Source organism: Streptomyces sp. NPDC034085, assembly GCF_055575555.1.
Map to the genome: position 1 here is coordinate 580,357 of NZ_JBVISL010000002.1, position 16,385 is coordinate 596,741.

Here is a 16,385-nt window from a genome sequence, read left to right on the forward strand (position 1 = left end):
CTGCGCCACGTGGCCCTCGCCACGTCGCCCCGCTCCCGAGCAACCCATACGGTCGTTCACACCTCTGTACAGGTGTCAAGGGGGACCAATCGGTCCGACCCGCGCCCAACCAGGGCGCCGGAGAAGGAACGGGAACGAATCCGTGCAGTATGACCACCAAGGCGACGGCGGCCCCACGACCAAGGGCGGCCGTCGCCCCCGGCGCCCGCGACGGCGCCGGTTCCTGATCGGCGGCGGACTCGCCCTCGCCCTCGCCGCCGGGGGCGGCGCGGCGTACGAGGCCGGCCTCTTCTCGGACACGGGGGATCCGGTCTCCTTCAACACGATGGAGGAGTCGGCGGCCGCCGAGGAGATCCGCCCGGGCGTGCTGATGCCCACCGGTCCGAAGGCCGATTTCGTGCGCACGAGCCGGCTCCCGGACGGCACGCAGATCGCCATGACCACCCTGACCGGCAGGAAGTCCGGCTTCACGGGCGACGTGTGGGTGTGGGTGCCCAAGGAGTACGACGAACCGAGGTACGCCAAGAGCGGCTTCCCGGTGCTGATCTCCCTGCCCGGCGGCCGCGGCTACCCCCGCAACTACTGGGGCACCGGCCCGGGCCTCGGGCTCCAGCAGGCGGTGATCGACGGGGTCAAGGCGGGCACCAGCCTGCCCTTCATCCTCGTCATGCCGGTGATCAACGCCGACACCAAGCACCACTTCGACGGGTCCGACATCCCCGGCCAGCCCAAGATGGGCACCTGGATGGCCGATGACGTCCCGGATTTCACGAAGGCCAATTTCCGCACCTTCACCTCCCGCGACGGCTGGGCCTTCATGGGCTCCTCCTCGGGCGGTTTCGGCGCCTTCAAGCACGTGCTGAAGTACCCCGAGCGCTTCAAAGCGGTCATCGCCAGCGGAGTCGACATCGTCCCCGACTCCCCGCTGTGGAAGGGGAACCGGCAGGCCATGGACGAGAACAACCCCGAGAAGCTCGCCGCGAAGCTGATCGAGGCGGGCGGTCCGGAGGTCTACGTCAACTTCCAGATCGGCACCAAGGAGAGCGGCCGCGAGCTGGCCGAGCGGTTCATGCGCGAGTACGGCAGGGGCCCCGTGCACACCCGGCTCCAGGTGATCCAGGATGGTGAGCACAACGGGAAGTCGTACGTACGCGGTATGAGGGAGGGCTCCCTGGAGTGGATCAGCAAGGTGATGCAGGGCCCGACGCCCGACCCCGCCGTGCGGTGAGCCCGGTGGTGAAGGGGGCCTCGGCGGCGGCCGCCGCCACGGGCATCGTGGCGGCGTGTGCCGTCGTGCTCCTCGGCGCGTCCGGTGAGCAGCCGGTGCACCCCTTCCCCACCGTCGGCGTGCTCATGGCCGGCGGGGAGCACTGGTGCACGGCGAGCGTGGTCGACAGCCCCCGGGGCAACGTCGTCGCGACCGCCGCGCACTGCGTCGCCCCGGCCGGCGAGGACGGAGTGCCGGGCGAGGTCGCCCACGACGGCCTCGCCATCGGCGAGCTCTCCTTCGCGCCCGCCTTCTCCGGGGAGGGCTCGGGCACCCAGCCCCTCGGGGTGTGGAAGGTCCGCTCGGTCCACGTGGACGAACGCTGGACGAAGTGGGGCGACGAGACCGCCGACTTCGCCTTCCTCACCATCGAGCCGGACGAGGACGGCCGCAGCGTCCAGGAGGCCGTCGGCAGGGGCGAGGCACCCGCCCCCGACTGGACCTCCGGGTACGAGCGGGAGGTCACCGTCATCGGCTACCCGGAGTCCGAGCACAACCCGCAGAACAAGCCCGTCTCCTGCACCACCCAGAGCCGCCACGACCTCGACGACCCCGACATGCTCTACATCAACTGCTCGGGCTTCTGGACGGGCACCAGCGGCAGCCCCTGGATCGCCGACCGCGGCGGCACGGGCCAGCCGGGCCGTCTGATCGGGGTCCTGAGCGGCGGGGAGACGGACGTGGACTCCACGGCCGCGCTCTACGACGAGAAGGCCAAGGCCCTCTACGAGCGGGCCGCGAAGGGCTGAGCCCCGCCCCCGCTCACGTGCGGCGTTCCGTACTGACGATCACGCCCACCGCGGCGACCACCACCGCCCCGCCCACCACGATCGGCAGGGTCAGCGCCTCGTCCAGGACCAGCGCCCCGAGCGCGACGGCGACGACCGGATTGACGTACGCGTACGTGGCCACCAGCGACAGCGGCGCCGACTGGAGCAGCCAGGCGTACGCGGTGAAGCCGACGACCGACCCGATCAGCACGAGGTAGCCCAGGGCCACCCACGAGGCGGTGGAGAAGGCGCCCACGTCCAGGCCGCGCTGCTCGCCGCGCAGCAGCCCCACCACCACCCCGCCGGCCCCGCCCGCGAGCATCTGGTACGCGGAGCCCGTGAAGGGATTGGCCGGCAGCTCCAGCCGCGACGCCGAGAACGAGCCCAGCGACCACAGCACCGAAGCCCCGACCACCAGCAGCAGCCCGCCCAGGTGGACCTCACCGCTGAGCCCGGGGCTGGTCAGCACCGCCAGCCCCGCCAGGCCCACGAGCACCCCGGCCAGGGTGCGCAGCGGCGGCCGGTCCCCGGTGGCCGCCCGCAGCACCACCACCCACATCGGCACCGCCGCCACCAGCAGCGCGGCCAGCCCGGACGGCACGGAGGTCTCGGCCAGCACCACCAGGCCGTTGCCGCCCAGGACCAGCAGCAGACCGACCAGGACCGCCGAGCCGGCCTGCGCCCGGGTGGCCCTGAGCACGGCCGGCCCGTACCGCCAGGCGACGATCCCGGCCAGCACCAGGCCGGCGGTGATGAAGCGGGCTCCGGCGGAGAGGAACGGCGGCATGGTCTGGACGACGATCCGGATGCCGAGGTAGGTCGAGCCCCAGACGACGTACACGAGCGCGAGGGCGGTCCACACGGCGCCGTCCGTACGGCGGGCGGCGGAGGCCGGGGGCGCGGGGGGCGTGACCATGCTGCTCATGATCCGGATCCTACGGTCGTTGCCTCATGCACGCTTCTCGATGTCTCACCCCTTGAGCAGGGCGTTCAGCTCGCCGTAGGGCAGGGAGCCGGCGAGGGCGCCGTACGTACCGCCGGCGAGCAGTTCCTCGGTGGCGCGGCGGGCGACGGCGTACGCGGCCTCGGCGACCCAGGAGCCGAGACTGACGCGGGCCGCGCCGAGCGCGCCGAGCTCGGCGACGGAGGGGGCGCCGGGGCCGACGAGGACGTTGAGCGGGGCGTCGATGCCCTTGGCGAGTTCCGCGACCGTCGCCGGGTCGGTGACGCCGGGCACGAAGACGCCGGTGGCGCCGGCGGCGAGGTAGGCGGCGGCGCGGGCGAGGGTCTCGTCGAGGCGGGTGCCGCTCTCGCCGAGGCCGAAGAGGTACGTGTCCACGCGGGCGTTGATGTACAGCGGCACCCCGGCCGCGTCGGCAGCGGCGCGCGCCGCGGCCAGGCGCTCCGCGTGCTCGGCGGGGGCGCGGTCGCCGTCCTCGATGTTGATGCCGACCGCGCCGGCGGCCAGGACCCCGGCCACGGTCTCGCCGACCCCGGCGGCGTCGGCGGCGAAGCCGCCCTCGATGTCGGCGGTGACGGGCACGGAGACGGCGGAGGCCACCCGGGCGATCAGGTCCAGGGCGCGGTCGCGCGCGAGGGCGTCCCCGTCGGGCGCGCCGAGCGACCAGGCGACCCCGGCGCTGGTGGTGGCGACGGCGGCACCCCCGGCGGCCTCTACGAGACGGGCACTGGCGACGTCCCAGGCGTTGGCGAGGGCGAGGGGGGCGGCGGGGGTGTGCAGGGCGGCGAAGGCGGCGGCCTGCGCGGCACGGTCAAGGTTGCTGGTCATGGCCCCAGTTGAGCAGACCGCCCGGGCCGGCGCTGGCACTTTTCCGCCGGGGACGGCCCGGCCCGGGGGTCAGGACGGGGGGAGGCCCGTCTTGGCGCCCGCGCCGCACAGGGGGATGACCGCCGTGCGGCCCTGGAGGGGGTCGTCGGGGGCGGTCGGGGACACCGCCGCCCAGCACGCGGCCGCCGTCGGTTCCACGAACAGGCCCCGCCGGGCCAGGTCGCGCTGGGCCTCGCGCAGCCGGTCGTCGGGGACCGTCAGGAACGTGCCGCCCGACTTCCGCACCGCCGCCAGGATCTGGCGGGCCCGCGGCGGGGCCGGGATCGCGATGCCCTCCGCCAGGGTGGGGAGCTGGGGTACCGCCCCGGCGTCCTCCGCGCCCGCCGCGAACGCCTGCGCCAGCGGGGCGACCGCCTCGGCCTGCACTCCGATCAGCGCCGGCGGCCGCACCCCCCGCCGGGCCAGCTCCTCCACCGCCAGCGCGGCGCCCAGCAGCAGGGTGCCGTTGCCGACGGGTACGACCAGCGCCTCCGGCAGCCGGCCGCCGAGCGCCTCCCAGATCTCGTACACGTACGTCTTCGTGCCGTGCAGGAAGTACGGGTTGAAGACGTGGCTGGCGTAGAAGACCCCCGGCTCGTCCGCCGCGGCCCGCGCGGCCCGCGCGGTGGCCTCGCGGCCGCCCGCGACGACGCGTACGGCCGCTCCGTGCGCCCGCATCTGCTCGGTCTTCTTCTCCGAGGTGCCCTCCGGCACGAAAACTTCACAACTCAGCCCGGCCCGCGCGCAGTACGCCGCCACGGAGGTTCCCGCGTTGCCGCTGCTGTCCGCGACCACCCGCTCCGGTGCCAGCCGCCGCGCCAGCTCGGCGAGCATGACCGCGCCCCGGTCCTTGAAGGACAGCGTCGGCATCAGGAAGTCGAGCTTGGCGTGAATCCGCTCGGTGAGCGGCACCAGCGGGGTGTGCCCCTCCGACAGCGTCACCGAGAACGCCCCCGGCAGGGGCAGCGCGGCCGCGTACCGCCACAGCGAGTGGGGTCCCGCCGCCGGTTCGAGCACCGTGGCCGGATCGGGTGCGAAGTCGAGGTCCCAAGGCCCGCCGCAGAGGGGGCAGCACCACGGGGCGGTCCGCACGTCCGCGCGCGTGCCGTCCTCGGGACAGACGTAACCAGGAAGTGCGTGCGTCATGTGCTGAGCACCTTTGCTCGTTCATGGCCGTTGTATGGCACGGATGTTACGCGTCCGTTGGGCTCTTGTGGGATGCCGCACAGCTGGGTCAACCTTTCGGAGACGACGGCCCCCCGGGGCGGAATTCGTTGTCATGAACATGCCTGCACCAGGGATTTTCCGCATGTCCGCGCACCACCGCGCGGCGCCCGGTCCACCCCCTACGAGAGGCCCCCCACATGTCCGTGATGCGTCACACCCGCCGGAGGATCGCCGGCATCAGCGCGACCGCCGTCGCCGCCCTCGCGCTCGGCGCGGCCGCCGCTTTGCCCGCCTCGGCGGCCGACGGCGGCCCGCGGGGCGTCATCGAGAACGCCGGCGTGGCCGGGGCCGTCCCCGGCAGCTACATCGTGACCCTGAAGGACTCCGCCGCCCGCTCCACCTCCGACAGCGGCAAGGCCGTCGCGAAGCGGTACGGAGCGAAGATCGAGCGGACCTACAGCGCCGCCCTCAACGGCTACGCCGTCGAGGTCTCCGAGGCGCAGGCCGCGAGACTCGCCGCCGACCCGGCCGTGCGGTCGGTGGTGCAGAACCGGACCTTCACCGTCGACGCCACCCAGCCCAGCCCGCCGTCCTGGGGCCTGGACCGCATCGACCAGCGGGCCCTGCCGCTGGACCAGAGCTACACCTACCCGGACAAGGCCGGCGAGGGCGTCACCGCGTACATCATCGACACCGGCGTCCGCATCACGCACCAGGACCTGGGGGGCCGCGCCTCCTACGGCTACGACGCCGTCGACAACGACAACACCGCCCAGGACGGCCACGGCCACGGCACCCACGTCGCCGGCACCGTCGCGGGCGGCGCGTACGGCGTCGCCAAGAAGGCGAAGATCGTCGGCGTGCGCGTCCTCGACAACAACGGCTCCGGTACGACCGCCCAGGTCGTGGCCGGCATCGACTGGGTGACCCGCAACGCCGTCAAGCCCGCCGTGGCCAACATGTCGCTCGGCGGCGGCGCGGACTCCGCGCTCGACACCGCCGTACGCAACTCCATAGCCGCCGGCATCACCTACGGCGTCGCCGCCGGCAACGAGTCCACCGACGCCTCCACCAAGTCCCCGGCGCGCGTCGCCGAGGCCATCACGGTCGGCGCCACCACCAGCGCCGACGCCAAGGCGAGCTACTCCAACTACGGCAGCATCCTCGACATCTTCGCCCCGGGCTCCTCCATCACCTCCTCGTGGGGCACCGGCGACACCGCGACGAACACCATCTCCGGCACCTCGATGGCCACCCCGCACGTCGTCGGCGCGGCGGCCCTCTACCTCTCGCAGAACCCGGCCGCCACCCCGGCGCAGGTCCGCGACGGCCTGGTCGCGGCGGCCACCCCCAACGTGGTGACCGGCCCCGGCACCGGCTCCCCCAACCGCCTGCTGAACGTGGGCACGGGCACCACGCCGCCGAACCCGGGCACCCGGTTCGAGAACACCGCCGACTACGCGGTCAACGACAACTCCACCGTCGAGTCGCCGGTCACCGTCAGCGGCATCTCCGGCAACGCCCCGGCGGCGCTGACCGTCGCGGTCGACATCAAGCACACCTATATCGGAGACCTGAAGGTCGACCTCGTCGCCCCCGACGGCACCCTCTACAACCTGCACAACCGCAGCGGCGGCAGCGCCGACAACCTCATCAGGACCTACACGGTGAACGCCTCGTCCGAGGTGGCCAACGGGGTGTGGAAGCTGCGGGTGAACGACAACGCGAACCTGGACACCGGCAAGATCGACTCCTGGGCGCTGCAGTTCTGACGCGGCCGGCACCGGTTTCCGGAGCCCAAGTCCTCCGCCCGGGCGACCGGGTGGCGAGGGGCGCGACAACAGGCTGGATCGCGCGGTGAACGCGGGGGCGACCGACCACTCGGCCGCCCCCGCTGCGTACTATTTCGCGCATTCGTTCGCGCCCCCGTGATGGAGCAGTTCATTCTGTGAGCACACCGCCCCCGCAGCAGCCCGCCGCCGGCCCCGGCCACTCCTGGCCGCCGCCGTCACCGCCGCCGGGGTGGGGGCCGCCCGGGACCGGGCACCCGCCCGCGCTCAACGGCTTCGCCCTGGCTTCCCTGCTGGTCGGGCTGCTGTGCTTCCCGCCGCTCGGGATCGTCTTCGCCGTCGTGGCGCTGGTGCAGACCGCGCGCAAGCGGGAGCGGGGCCGGGCCCTGGCCGTCGTGGGCCTGGTGGTCTCCGTCCTGATGACCGGCGTGTTCGCGGCGGGCGCCGCGCGCTACGCGGGGGCCTTCCTGGGCCGGCTGGACGGGCCGCGGGAGGCCGAGAGCGTCGAGGGCCGGCTGACGGCGATGGACGACCTGCGGCCGGGCGACTGCTTCAACGTCCCCGGCGGTGACCTGCTGGACGAGGCGCGCTTCACCTACCGGGTCGGCTGCGACCAGGTGCACGACGCCGAGGTGACCTCCACGACCCTGCTCGGCCCCGGCGGCTTCCCCGCCCCGGGGAAGCTCAAGGAGACCGCCACGGACACCTGCTGGAAGGCGCAGGACGCGTACGCGATGGACACCTGGGCGCTGCCCGCGTACGCGGAGATGTTCTACTTCTCCCCCTCCGAGGAGAGCTGGCAGAGCGGCGACCGGCGGCTGCTGTGCCTGATCGGCACGTCGACGCAGGAGCACCGGGGCAGTCTGCGCAAGGACGCGGGCATGCTGACGCCGGACCAGGTGGCCCTGCTGGGCGCGCTGAACGCCGCCGACCAGGCGCTGGGGCGCGCCCCCGGCCGGGACGTCGGGGAGGCGCTGTCCGAGCACCGCACCTGGGCGCGGGAGGTCGACGAGGCGCTGGCGGCGGAGGAGCGGACGCTCCAGGGCGCGTCCTCGCGGGAGGGCGCGGGAGCCTCGGTGCGGGCGCAGCTGGGGGAGGTCGCGGCCGCGCGCAAGGAGTGGCAGCGGGCGTCCCGGGCGGTCCGGCCGGCCGACTTCCAGCGGGCGTGGGACGCGGCGCTGGCGGCGCTGACGGTGGACACGGAGAAGGCGCTGCGGGGTGCCTACGGGCTCGCCACGACGGTCCCGGAGTGGCTGTCGTCGGGCCCGGGCGGCCCCGGGGCGGGGGCCGGTCGGGGCCCTTCGGCGGAATCCGTCCGGTGGCCCCGTGGGTAACGCGCGGTAAGGGGTTTGAGTGACCTGGGTTCATCACATCGAGTGAAACCCTGGCCCGTGCTTGCGCAGCTCAACCGTCGGTTGCCAGGGTGTAGCTGTCTGTCAACCTGATGGGAGTGGCTCGTGACTTTCGGTGAGCAGCCGGCCTATCTGCGCGTCGCCGGGGATCTGCGACGGAAGATCGTCGATGGGTCCCTGCCCCCGCACGCCCGGCTCCCTTCCCAGGCGCGGATCCGCGAGGAGTACGGGGTCTCCGACACGGTGGCGCTGGAGGCGCGCAAGGTCCTCATGGCGGAGGGCCTGGTCGAGGGCCGCTCCGGCTCCGGGACGTACGTCCGCGAGCAGCCCGTGCCGCGGCGGGTCGCCCGCTCCGGCTACCGCACGGCCGGGGCCTCCACCCCCTTCCGCCAGGAGCAGGCGGACGCGGGCGCGCGCGGGACGTGGGAGTCCAGCAGCGAGCAGGCGGCCGCGCCTGCCGCCATCGCGGAGCGGCTGGGCATCGAGCCGGGCGACCGCGTGATGCGCACCCGCTACGTCTTCCGGGACGCGGGGGAGGCGATGATGCTCTCCACCTCCTGGGAGCCCCTCGCCGTCACCGGCCGCACGCCCGTGATGCTGCCGGAGGAAGGGCCGCTGGGGGGCTCCGGCGTGGTGGACCGGATGGCGGCCATCGACGTGGTCGTGGACAACGTGGTGGAGGAGGTCGGGGCGCGGCCGGGCCTGGCCGAGGAGATCCTCGCGCTGGGCGGGGTCCCGGGGCACGTGGTCCTGGTGGTGAGCCGTACGTACTTCGCCTCCGGGCGCGCGGTGGAAACCGCGGACGTGGTCGTCCCGGCGGACCGCTACCGCCTCTCCTACCACCTGCCGGTCCGGTAGCCCTGCCCGGCCGGCCCGTCGGCGGACGGTCTTTTCGGTCGTATCGCACGGGTCCGGGGCGGGCTCCGGACCCGTGTTCGATCCGGCTCCGCGCGGCGGGGCCGGCGGCCGACCCGCCGCCCACCCGCGGACGGGCGCCGTGCGCCGGCTTCGCACCGGCGCGCACGGCCCGCTCGTACGCCTGGCCGGATGCGTACGCCCCCCAGGTACCTCTTCGTGAAAAACCGTATCCGCTCCGTAAAGGTCGGGCGTAAGCTCAGGCATATGCGCAATGCGGTTTCCTGGGCAGGTACAGCGGCGGAGGGTGGAGCGCGATGACCGACAGCGGTGCCCTGCTTCCATGGCTGGTCATACGTCAGGACGACAACGGCAACCGCTACCGGGTGGGCCGCTACCCCTCCCGGGCCGAGGCCCAGAAGGTCGCCGACAGTCTCGACGGCCAAGGACACAAGCAGCTCTACTGGGTCGAGCGGATCGGACAGGAAAGCCAGACCGCCACCACCAACTGACCGGCTGAAGGTGCTGGCATAGGCTCCGTCCATGACTGTACGCGTGGTCGTGGGCGGAGCCCTCTGTCGTGACGGGCGCCTGCTGGCCGCCCGGCGCAGCGCGCCGCCCGAGCTGGCCGGCCGGTGGGAGCTCCCCGGCGGGAAGACCGAGCCGGGCGAGAGCGTGCCGCAGGCGCTGGTGCGCGAACTGCGCGAGGAACTCGGCGTCGAGGCCGAGGCGCTGGAGCGGATCCCGGGGGAGTGGCCGCTGCGGCCCGGCCTGGTCCTGCACGTGTGGACCGCCCGGCTGGTCTCGGGAGAGCCCGCCCCGCTGGAGGACCACGACGAACTGCGCTGGCTCGCCCCGCACGAACTGGACTCGGTGGACTGGCTCGACCAGGACCGGCCCGCCGTCGCGGAGGCCGGGCGCCGGCTGCGCGCCGGAGTGGGCACCGGGGTGGGCACCGAGTCGCACGGCGGGGCGCACCGGGGCGCGTGAGGCTCTCGTTCTAGGCCGTCCGCGCCACAGTGCGCCGGTGCGCGGGGGATCGGGTGGTACAGCGTCCCGAATATCGGGTATGTCGCTATTAGTCCCTATCTCGTCCCCCTTTCGTCCCCGACGAACCGGACTGGGGTCGCTGGTGGCCCGGGAAGTGATCGGCGTGATCGACACAGACGGTGAATGCGCCGAGTGGGCCTTCCCCGCCGAGCCCGGTGCCGTCCGCACCGCACGCCACGCCGTGCGCGGCACCCTGCGCTCCTGGGGCCTGGACTCCGTCGGTGACGTGACCGTCCTGCTGGTCAGCGAGCTGGTCACCAACTCCCTGCGCTACGCCTCCGGCCCCATCGGGGTCCGCCTGGTCCGCCGCAATCCGGCCGCGCCCGACCTGGCCGGCGGCCCGGCCCTGCTCGTGGAGGTCTCCGATCCGCTTCCGGATCCACCCCGCGAGCGCGTCGCCGCGCCCGACGACGAGGGCGGGCGCGGACTGCACCTGGTCGCCGTCTCCGCACGCCGCTGGGGGACCCGCCACGGGAAATCGGGCAAGACCGTGTGGTTCGAGTTGGCTCTTCCTGGTGAGTAACAAGGAGAAGGGGCACACGTAAGGGCGGCAGGGGTCTCCCGGGCAGCGTCCGGGAAGACCGCCGGACGTGGCCGGAAAACAACGGGACCCTTTTGTGATCGTGAACGCCGTGCCGTACGGGGCCGTGGTGCTGAATACTTCGGTCATGGCCGGTCCGGTTGCGGTGAGCTGGAGGGGACGGTCGCGTGAGCGAGATACCTGCGCAGACACATCAGGCCCGGGTGCCCGGGGAGCCTTTGCACGACTCCCTGTGGCACAGCAGTCCGCCTGGCTCGATATACGACTACATCAAGGTGGCCTCCTTCTCGATCGGCCCTGAGGGGCTGATCGACCAGTGGAGCCTGCGCGCCGAGGAGCTGTTCGGGCTCGGCGCCGCGCAGGCGGTGGGGCGCGACCCGGTCGACGCCTTCATGCCCCCCGAGCTGCGCGAGGACGGCCACCGCAAGGTCGCCGAGATCCTCGACGGCAAGGAATGGACCGGCCTGGTCCCCTTCCGGATCCCGGGCGGGAACGGGGCCCGCGGCGTGGCCGAGATCTATGTGATGCCGACCCTGACCGAGAGCGCCGAGCGGGCCGCGCTGTGCGTCGTCGTGGACGTACGCGCGCTGCGGCGCATCGAATCCGACCTCGCCGCCTCCCAGGCCATATTCGGCCAATCCCCCTTCGGGTTCCTGCTGTTCGGCACCGACCTCACGGTGCAGCGCGCCAACCGCCGCTTCGCGACCGTCTTCGGCGGAGCGGCCGAGGAGCACCGCGGCCGGACCGTGCACGACTACCTGCCGCCCCACGAGGCCGACCGCATGGCCGAAGCCCTGCGCCGGGTCCTGGAGACCGGCGAGTCCGTCACCGACCTGCGGATCACCGGAGCCACCCCCCGCAGCCGCGACGACCGGCACTGGTCCATCAACCTCTACCGGGTGCACGACGGCACCGGCAGCCCCATCGGCATCGCCGGCCTCGGGACCGACGTCACCCGCCGCCACCTCGCCGCCCGCGAGGCCGCCGGCGTCCGCCGCAACCTCGCCCTGCTCAACGAGGCCGGGCACCGCATCGGCAACTCCCTCGACCTGGAGACCACCGCCCGCGAACTCCTCGACGTCACCGTCCCCGGCTTCTGCGACCTGGCCGCCGTCGACCTCTACCAGGGGCTGCTGCTCGGCGACGACGACCGGCCCGCCCGCCCGCAGGGCCCCGGGGTGCCCTCGCTGCCCGGGCAGGGGGCCCGGCGCGCCCCCTCCGCGCCGCTGCGCCGGGTGGCCTTCGCCTCCGCCGTGTCCGACGCGCCGCTGTCGGGGCCCGGCGCGCCGGTCTCCGTGGGGGAGACCCACCGCTACCCGGCCGCCTCCCCCGGGGCGCTGGCCCTGCGCACGGCACGCCCCCGGCTCGTCGCGGGCGGCGGCCCGGACGACCTCGTCCAGTCCACCCTGATCGTCCCGATGGTCGCCCACGACACCGTGGTCGGCCTCGCCCAGTTCTCCCGTACGAAGGGCAGCGAGCCCTTCGGCGAGCGCGACCGGGCCGTCGCCGTGGAACTGGCCGCACGGGCCGCCGTGTGCATCGACAACGCCCGCCTCTACCGGCGCGAGCACGAACGGGCGCTGATCCTCCAGCGCAGCCTGCTGCCCCCCGGCGACCCGGAGGCGGCCGGACTGGACATCGCCTGCCGGTACCTGCCGGGCAACGCCGCCACCGAGGTCGGCGGCGACTGGTTCGACGTCATCGAACTGCCCGGCCACCGCACCGCGCTGGTCGTCGGCGACGTCATGGGCCGCGGGCTGCGGGCCGCCGTCGCCATGGGCGAACTGCGCACCGCCGTGCGCACCCTCGCCCTGCTGGACCTGGAGCCGGCCGAGGTGCTCAGCGCCCTCGACGAGGTCGCGCGCGGGCTCGGCGCCCCCGGCGGTGCGCAGCAGGCCTCCCGCGCCGCCCTGCACTCCCGCGACGCGGACCGCTCCGAGGTCTACCTCGCCACCTGCGTGTACGCCGTCTACGACCCGGTGACCCGCCGCTGCACCATCGCCAACGCCGGCCACATGCCGCCCGTGCTGGTCGAACCCGCCGAGGACGGCGCCGCACCGCGCCCCGGACTCCTGCTGGAGATCCCGACCGGGATGCCCCTGGGCGTGGGCGGCGAACCCTTCGAGGAGGTCGAGGTCGAACTGCCCGAGGGGGCCCTGCTCGCCCTCTACACCGACGGCCTCGTCGAATCCCGCGACCACCCCCTGGAGGAGGGCCTGCGCGGGCTGCGCGGGGCGCTCGCCGATCCGTCCCGCCCGCTGGAGGAGGTCTGCGACCACGTCCTGGACACCCTCCACACCCGGCACGGCGAGGACGACATCGCGCTGCTGATGGCGCGGGTGCAGGGGCTGCCCGTGGACGCCGTCGGCGACTGGCAGCTGCCCCGCGAGGCCCGCTCCGTGGGCCGGGCCCGCGAGCTGGCCCGGGCGAAGCTGCCCGCGTGGGGCCTGGAAGGGCTGCTCGACACCACGGAGCTGCTGGTCAGCGAGCTCGTCACCAACGCCCTGCGGTACGGGGAGGGCGAGATCCGGCTGCGGCTGCTGCTGGACCGGACCCTGGTGTGCGAGGTCTGGGACGGCAACCTGGCCCAGCCCAGGCGCCGCCGCGCCCGGGACACCGACGAGGGCGGCCGCGGCCTCCAGCTCGTCGGCCTGCTGTCGGCCGGCTGGGGCACCCGCCGCACCCACCGGGGCAAGACCGTCTGGTTCGAGCTCCCGCTCCCGATGCCGGGCGGCGCGCCGGGCGAGGCGGTCACCGAGCTGTCGGCGGAGCAGCTGCTGAGCATGTACGGGTGAGGCGGCGACGTCCGCGGCCGGTGCCGGTCGGGTGAGGGGGCTCAGGCCGCCCGGGCTTTGAGGGCGGCCAGGCGGGCCTCGATCTCCGAGGCCCGGTCGAGGTCCTCCAGCGACTCGAACTGGGCGTCCAGGGAGGAAGCCGCCAGCTCCTGCCTGCCCTGCGCCATCGCCTCCTCGCGCCGGACCTTCTCCTCGAAGCGGTTCAGGTCGCTCGCCGGGTCCAGGACGTCGACGCTCTCCACCGCGTCCAGCATCGTGTTCTGCGCCCGGGCCGTCCCCGCCCGGGCCACCAGCTCGTCCCGCTTGGCCCGGAGCTCCGCCAGCTTGTCCTCCATCGCGGCCAGCCCCGCCCGGAGCCGGTCCACGACCTGCGTCTGCGCGGCGATCACCGGCTCCGCCGTCCGGGCCTCCTGTTCCGACCGCAGCTGCCGGCCCAGGGCCACCTTGGCCAGGTTGTCGAACCGGTCCGCGTCCGCCGTCGTACCGGCCGCGCGCAGCTCGTCCGCCTTGCGGCTGGCCGCGAGGGCCTTGCCGCCCCACTCGGCGGCGGCGTCCACGTCCTCCTTGTGGTCGGCCTCCAGCAGCCGCAGGTTGCCGAGGGTCGTCGCCACCGCCTGCTCGGCCTCCGAGATGTTGTCCGCGTAGTCGCGGAGCAGCTGGTCGAGCATCTTCTGCGGGTCCTCCGCCTGGTCCAGCAGCGCGTTGATGTTGGCCTTCGCGAGCTGGGTGACGCGGCCGAGGATCGTCTGCCTGCCCATGGGGTCCCTCCTGGTGGGGTGCGGGTCCGTCTGCTGCCGGATCAGAAGCGGCCTCCGCCGCCCATGCGGCCGCGGGTGCCGCCGCCGCCGTACGAGCCGGGCCCGCCGCCTCCTCCGCCGAAGCCGCCCCCGCCTCCGAAGCCCGTGCCGAAACCGCCCCGGCCGCCGCCGCGGAGGATCTCGCCGAGGATGATCCCGCCCAGGACCGCCCCGCCCCGGCCGCCGCCCGCGCGCCGGCCCGCGTACGGGTTCCGGTACGCCGCCACGTCCTGCTCCGCCAGCTGCTGCGCCTGCCGGGCCAGGGAGTCCGCCTGCTGCGCCTCCGCCAGCGCCCCCGCCGGGTCCTGGCCGGCCAGCGCCCCCGACCGCTCCAGGTGCCGCTGCGCCTCCGCGAGCCGGGTCCGGGCCGGGCTGCCGACCGCGCCCCGGCTGGTGGTGACGTAGTCCGACGCGGCGCCGATCGCGCTGCGGGCCGACAGCAGGGCCGGCTCCAGCAGCGCCGCCGCGCGCCGCCGGCCCGACTCCTGCTCCCGGGCCCCCGCCAGGGCCTCGTCGAGGGCCGCGTCCGCCTCCTCGACCCGGCGCAGGGCGTCGATCGGGTCGTACCGGCCGGCCTCCCGCTCCGCGCGTACGCCGGCCAGTACGGACTCCGCCCGGCCGACGCGGCCGCGCAGGTCCCCCGTCGCGGAGCCCTCGGCGCTGCCGCTGAGCAGGCCGCGCGCGTCGGCGAGGTCCGCCTCCGTCTCGGTGAGGGCGCCCGGCAGCTTCCCGGCCGCCTCCTCCAGCTCCCGCGCCCGCCGCTCGACCGCGTCGAGGAGGGTCGCCGCCTGGTCCACCGCGCCCTCGGCGGCCCGTACGTGCACGGCCGCCCGGCCGTTGTCCCCGGCGGCGAGCGCGGCCCGCGCCCCGCCGAGGGCGGTCGACGCGAACAGCAGCCGGTCCTCGGCCCGGGCGGGGTGGGAGGCCACCGGGGCGGACGCGGAGTCCGCGTACCGGCGCGTCAGCGCGGCCAGGGTCGCCCCGGCGGCCGCCGTACGCCCCGTCAGCGCGCGGAAGTGCTCCTCGACGGTGGCAACGGCCTGCGGGGCGTTCTTCTCCAGGTCCCGCAGCCGGTCGAACTCCGCCGACCGGGCGTCGAGGCGCCGGTTCGCCTCCGTGCAGCGGGCCACGATCTCGTCCAGCATCCGGCGCCGGGTGGCGTCGTCCTCCGGCTCGGCGTCGTCCAGCTGCTGGCGCAGCCGGAAGGCGTGCGTCAGCTCGTCCTCGGCGTACGCCACCGCCTCGGTGAAGGGCCCGACCGCCTCGTCGCCGAACTGGGCCGTGGCGAAGCCGAGTTCCTCCGTGCTGGTGCGGACGGCGTCGTCGGTGGCCACGAGCAGGGCCTTCGCCGTGGCGTCGAGCTCCGGCAGCGGGGCGGGCACGGCGCGGGCGCCGTCCCAGCCGGTGTGGCTGGTGCGGGTGCCCCTCCCGGCACCCCCGCCGGCGCCGCGCCTGCGGCGGCGGTACGCGTACACGCCGAGCGCCCCGGCGGCGCCGACGGCGGCCACCGGCACCACGAAGTCGCCGGCCCCGTTCCGGCCGCCGCTCCGGCCGCCGCCGGGGTCGGGCAGGCCGGGGGTGAGGGCGGGGACGGGGACGGGCCGGCCGCCGAGGACGGCGTCGTAGCCGTCCGCCGCGCCGATCGCGGCGCCGGCCCAGTCGTTCTCGCGCAGGGCGGGCTCGATGGCCGTACGGGCGACGGCGGCGAGCTGCTCCTCGGTGAAACCGGAGTCCACGTCGGCCGAATAGGCGTACTGGCGGGCGCCGGTCGCGACGGCGAGGAGGACGTCGTCCCGGCCCAGGCCGTTCTTCTGGGCGGTGGCGTCGGCCCAGCTCTGCGGGGAGCGGTCGGAGAAGTCGTGCACGTAGGTGACGAAGAGCTGGATCCGGCGGTCGGCGTAGAGCCGGTCGAGGGCGGCCGTCACGGCGGGGGCGCGGGAGCCGAGGGCGCCGACGCGGTCGGTGACCTGGCCCTGCTGCGCCAGGGTGACGGGATCCTCGGCGCGGGCCGGCGCCGCCGCCGGCCCGCCGAGTGCGAGCAGCGCGGCGGCGACGGCGAGCCCGGCCCGTACGGCTCTCCCGCAGACGGTTCCGGTCCGCGTCCTGCTGCTCGGCGAGGTCACATGGGGGAGGTTATGGGCCGGTACCTCCCCCCGCATCCGGAGCGCCCCGC

At 74.7% G+C, this 16,385-nt stretch carries 14 protein-coding genes; 9 read left to right on the forward strand and 5 right to left on the reverse strand.

Going from position 1 to position 16,385, the window contains the following annotated elements:
* The first annotated feature begins 142 nt into the window (after positions 1 to 142).
* The gene (locus ACZ501_RS08075; RefSeq protein WP_361598392.1) at positions 143 to 1,228 is read left to right on the forward strand and encodes an alpha/beta hydrolase; all 1,086 of its coding nucleotides are present in this window, start codon (positions 143 to 145) and stop codon (positions 1,226 to 1,228) included.
* Entirely contained in the window at positions 1,225 to 2,016 is a 792-nt protein-coding gene (locus tag ACZ501_RS08080) for a trypsin-like serine peptidase (RefSeq protein WP_361598389.1), read from the forward strand. The genes ACZ501_RS08075 and ACZ501_RS08080 overlap by 4 nt, the downstream gene beginning before the upstream one ends.
* A 13-nt stretch (positions 2,017 to 2,029) precedes the next feature.
* Here the strand turns inward: ACZ501_RS08080 and ACZ501_RS08085 are convergent, their stop codons facing one another.
* From ACZ501_RS08085 to ACZ501_RS08095, 3 genes are all read right to left on the reverse strand, one after another.
* A complete protein-coding gene (locus tag ACZ501_RS08085; RefSeq protein ID WP_468793831.1) occupies positions 2,030 to 2,953 on the reverse strand; it encodes an EamA family transporter in 924 nt (307 codons plus the stop codon).
* Positions 2,954 to 3,007: 54 nt separating this feature from the next.
* Positions 3,008 to 3,826, reverse strand: a complete 819-nt coding sequence (locus ACZ501_RS08090) for an isocitrate lyase/PEP mutase family protein (RefSeq protein WP_361598386.1) — start codon at positions 3,824 to 3,826, stop codon at positions 3,008 to 3,010.
* A 69-nt stretch (positions 3,827 to 3,895) separates the two neighbouring features.
* Positions 3,896 to 5,011 carry a pyridoxal-phosphate dependent enzyme gene (locus tag ACZ501_RS08095; RefSeq protein ID WP_468793379.1) on the reverse strand — a complete coding sequence of 372 codons (1,116 nt, stop codon included), beginning with the start codon at positions 5,009 to 5,011 and terminating at the stop codon, positions 3,896 to 3,898.
* A gap of 218 nt (positions 5,012 to 5,229) precedes the next feature.
* Here ACZ501_RS08095 and ACZ501_RS08100 point away from each other — a divergent pair, with 218 nt between their 5' ends.
* From ACZ501_RS08100 to ACZ501_RS08130, 7 genes are all read left to right on the forward strand, one after another.
* Positions 5,230 to 6,804: a S8 family peptidase gene (locus ACZ501_RS08100; RefSeq protein WP_468793382.1), complete on the forward strand. Its 1,575-nt coding sequence runs from the start codon at positions 5,230 to 5,232 to the stop codon at positions 6,802 to 6,804.
* A 176-nt stretch (positions 6,805 to 6,980) separates the two neighbouring features.
* Positions 6,981 to 8,156 carry a DUF4190 domain-containing protein gene (locus ACZ501_RS08105; protein ID WP_468793385.1) on the forward strand — a complete coding sequence of 392 codons (1,176 nt, stop codon included), beginning with the start codon at positions 6,981 to 6,983 and terminating at the stop codon, positions 8,154 to 8,156.
* Positions 8,157 to 8,279: 123 nt separating this feature from the next.
* Positions 8,280 to 9,032: a GntR family transcriptional regulator gene (locus ACZ501_RS08110; protein ID WP_361598376.1), complete on the forward strand. Its 753-nt coding sequence runs from the start codon at positions 8,280 to 8,282 to the stop codon at positions 9,030 to 9,032.
* 314 nt (positions 9,033 to 9,346) lie between these two features.
* Entirely contained in the window at positions 9,347 to 9,541 is a 195-nt protein-coding gene (locus tag ACZ501_RS08115) for an SPOR domain-containing protein (RefSeq protein WP_361598373.1), read from the forward strand.
* Positions 9,542 to 9,572: 31 nt separating this feature from the next.
* Positions 9,573 to 10,019: a (deoxy)nucleoside triphosphate pyrophosphohydrolase gene (locus tag ACZ501_RS08120; RefSeq protein ID WP_468793389.1), complete on the forward strand. Its 447-nt coding sequence runs from the start codon at positions 9,573 to 9,575 to the stop codon at positions 10,017 to 10,019.
* A 154-nt stretch (positions 10,020 to 10,173) separates the two neighbouring features.
* Complete coding sequence (locus tag ACZ501_RS08125; RefSeq protein ID WP_361598440.1) at positions 10,174 to 10,602, forward strand: ATP-binding protein; 429 nt, start codon at positions 10,174 to 10,176, stop codon at positions 10,600 to 10,602.
* A 194-nt stretch (positions 10,603 to 10,796) separates the two neighbouring features.
* Positions 10,797 to 13,415 (forward strand): SpoIIE family protein phosphatase, encoded by a 2,619-nt coding sequence (locus ACZ501_RS08130; RefSeq protein ID WP_361598437.1) that lies wholly within the window; start codon positions 10,797 to 10,799, stop codon positions 13,413 to 13,415.
* A 41-nt stretch (positions 13,416 to 13,456) separates the two neighbouring features.
* On the opposite strand, the gene ACZ501_RS08135 is transcribed toward ACZ501_RS08130, so the two are convergent.
* Positions 13,457 to 14,173 carry a PspA/IM30 family protein gene (locus ACZ501_RS08135; RefSeq protein ID WP_468793392.1) on the reverse strand — a complete coding sequence of 239 codons (717 nt, stop codon included), beginning with the start codon at positions 14,171 to 14,173 and terminating at the stop codon, positions 13,457 to 13,459.
* A 41-nt stretch (positions 14,174 to 14,214) separates the two neighbouring features.
* The gene (locus tag ACZ501_RS08140) at positions 14,215 to 16,335 is read right to left on the reverse strand and encodes a TPM domain-containing protein (protein WP_468793396.1); all 2,121 of its coding nucleotides are present in this window, start codon (positions 16,333 to 16,335) and stop codon (positions 14,215 to 14,217) included.
* Between the last annotated feature and the right edge of the window lie 50 nt (positions 16,336 to 16,385).

What these genes read in the sequence shown, in the direction of transcription:
- ACZ501_RS08085 (WP_468793831.1), bottom strand. Translation starts at nt 2,953, where the DNA reads ATGGTCACGCCCCCCGCGCCCCCGGCCTCCGCCGCCCGCCGTACGGAC.
- ACZ501_RS08090 (WP_361598386.1), bottom strand. Translation starts at nt 3,826, where the DNA reads ATGACCAGCAACCTTGACCGTGCCGCGCAGGCCGCCGCCTTCGCCGCC.
- ACZ501_RS08095 (WP_468793379.1), bottom strand. Translation starts at nt 5,011, where the DNA reads ATGACGCACGCACTTCCTGGTTACGTCTGTCCCGAGGACGGCACGCGC.
- ACZ501_RS08100 (WP_468793382.1), top strand. Translation starts at nt 5,230, where the DNA reads ATGTCCGTGATGCGTCACACCCGCCGGAGGATCGCCGGCATCAGCGCG.
- ACZ501_RS08115 (WP_361598373.1), top strand. Translation starts at nt 9,347, where the DNA reads ATGACCGACAGCGGTGCCCTGCTTCCATGGCTGGTCATACGTCAGGAC.
- ACZ501_RS08120 (WP_468793389.1), top strand. Translation starts at nt 9,573, where the DNA reads ATGACTGTACGCGTGGTCGTGGGCGGAGCCCTCTGTCGTGACGGGCGC.
- ACZ501_RS08135 (WP_468793392.1), bottom strand. Translation starts at nt 14,173, where the DNA reads ATGGGCAGGCAGACGATCCTCGGCCGCGTCACCCAGCTCGCGAAGGCC.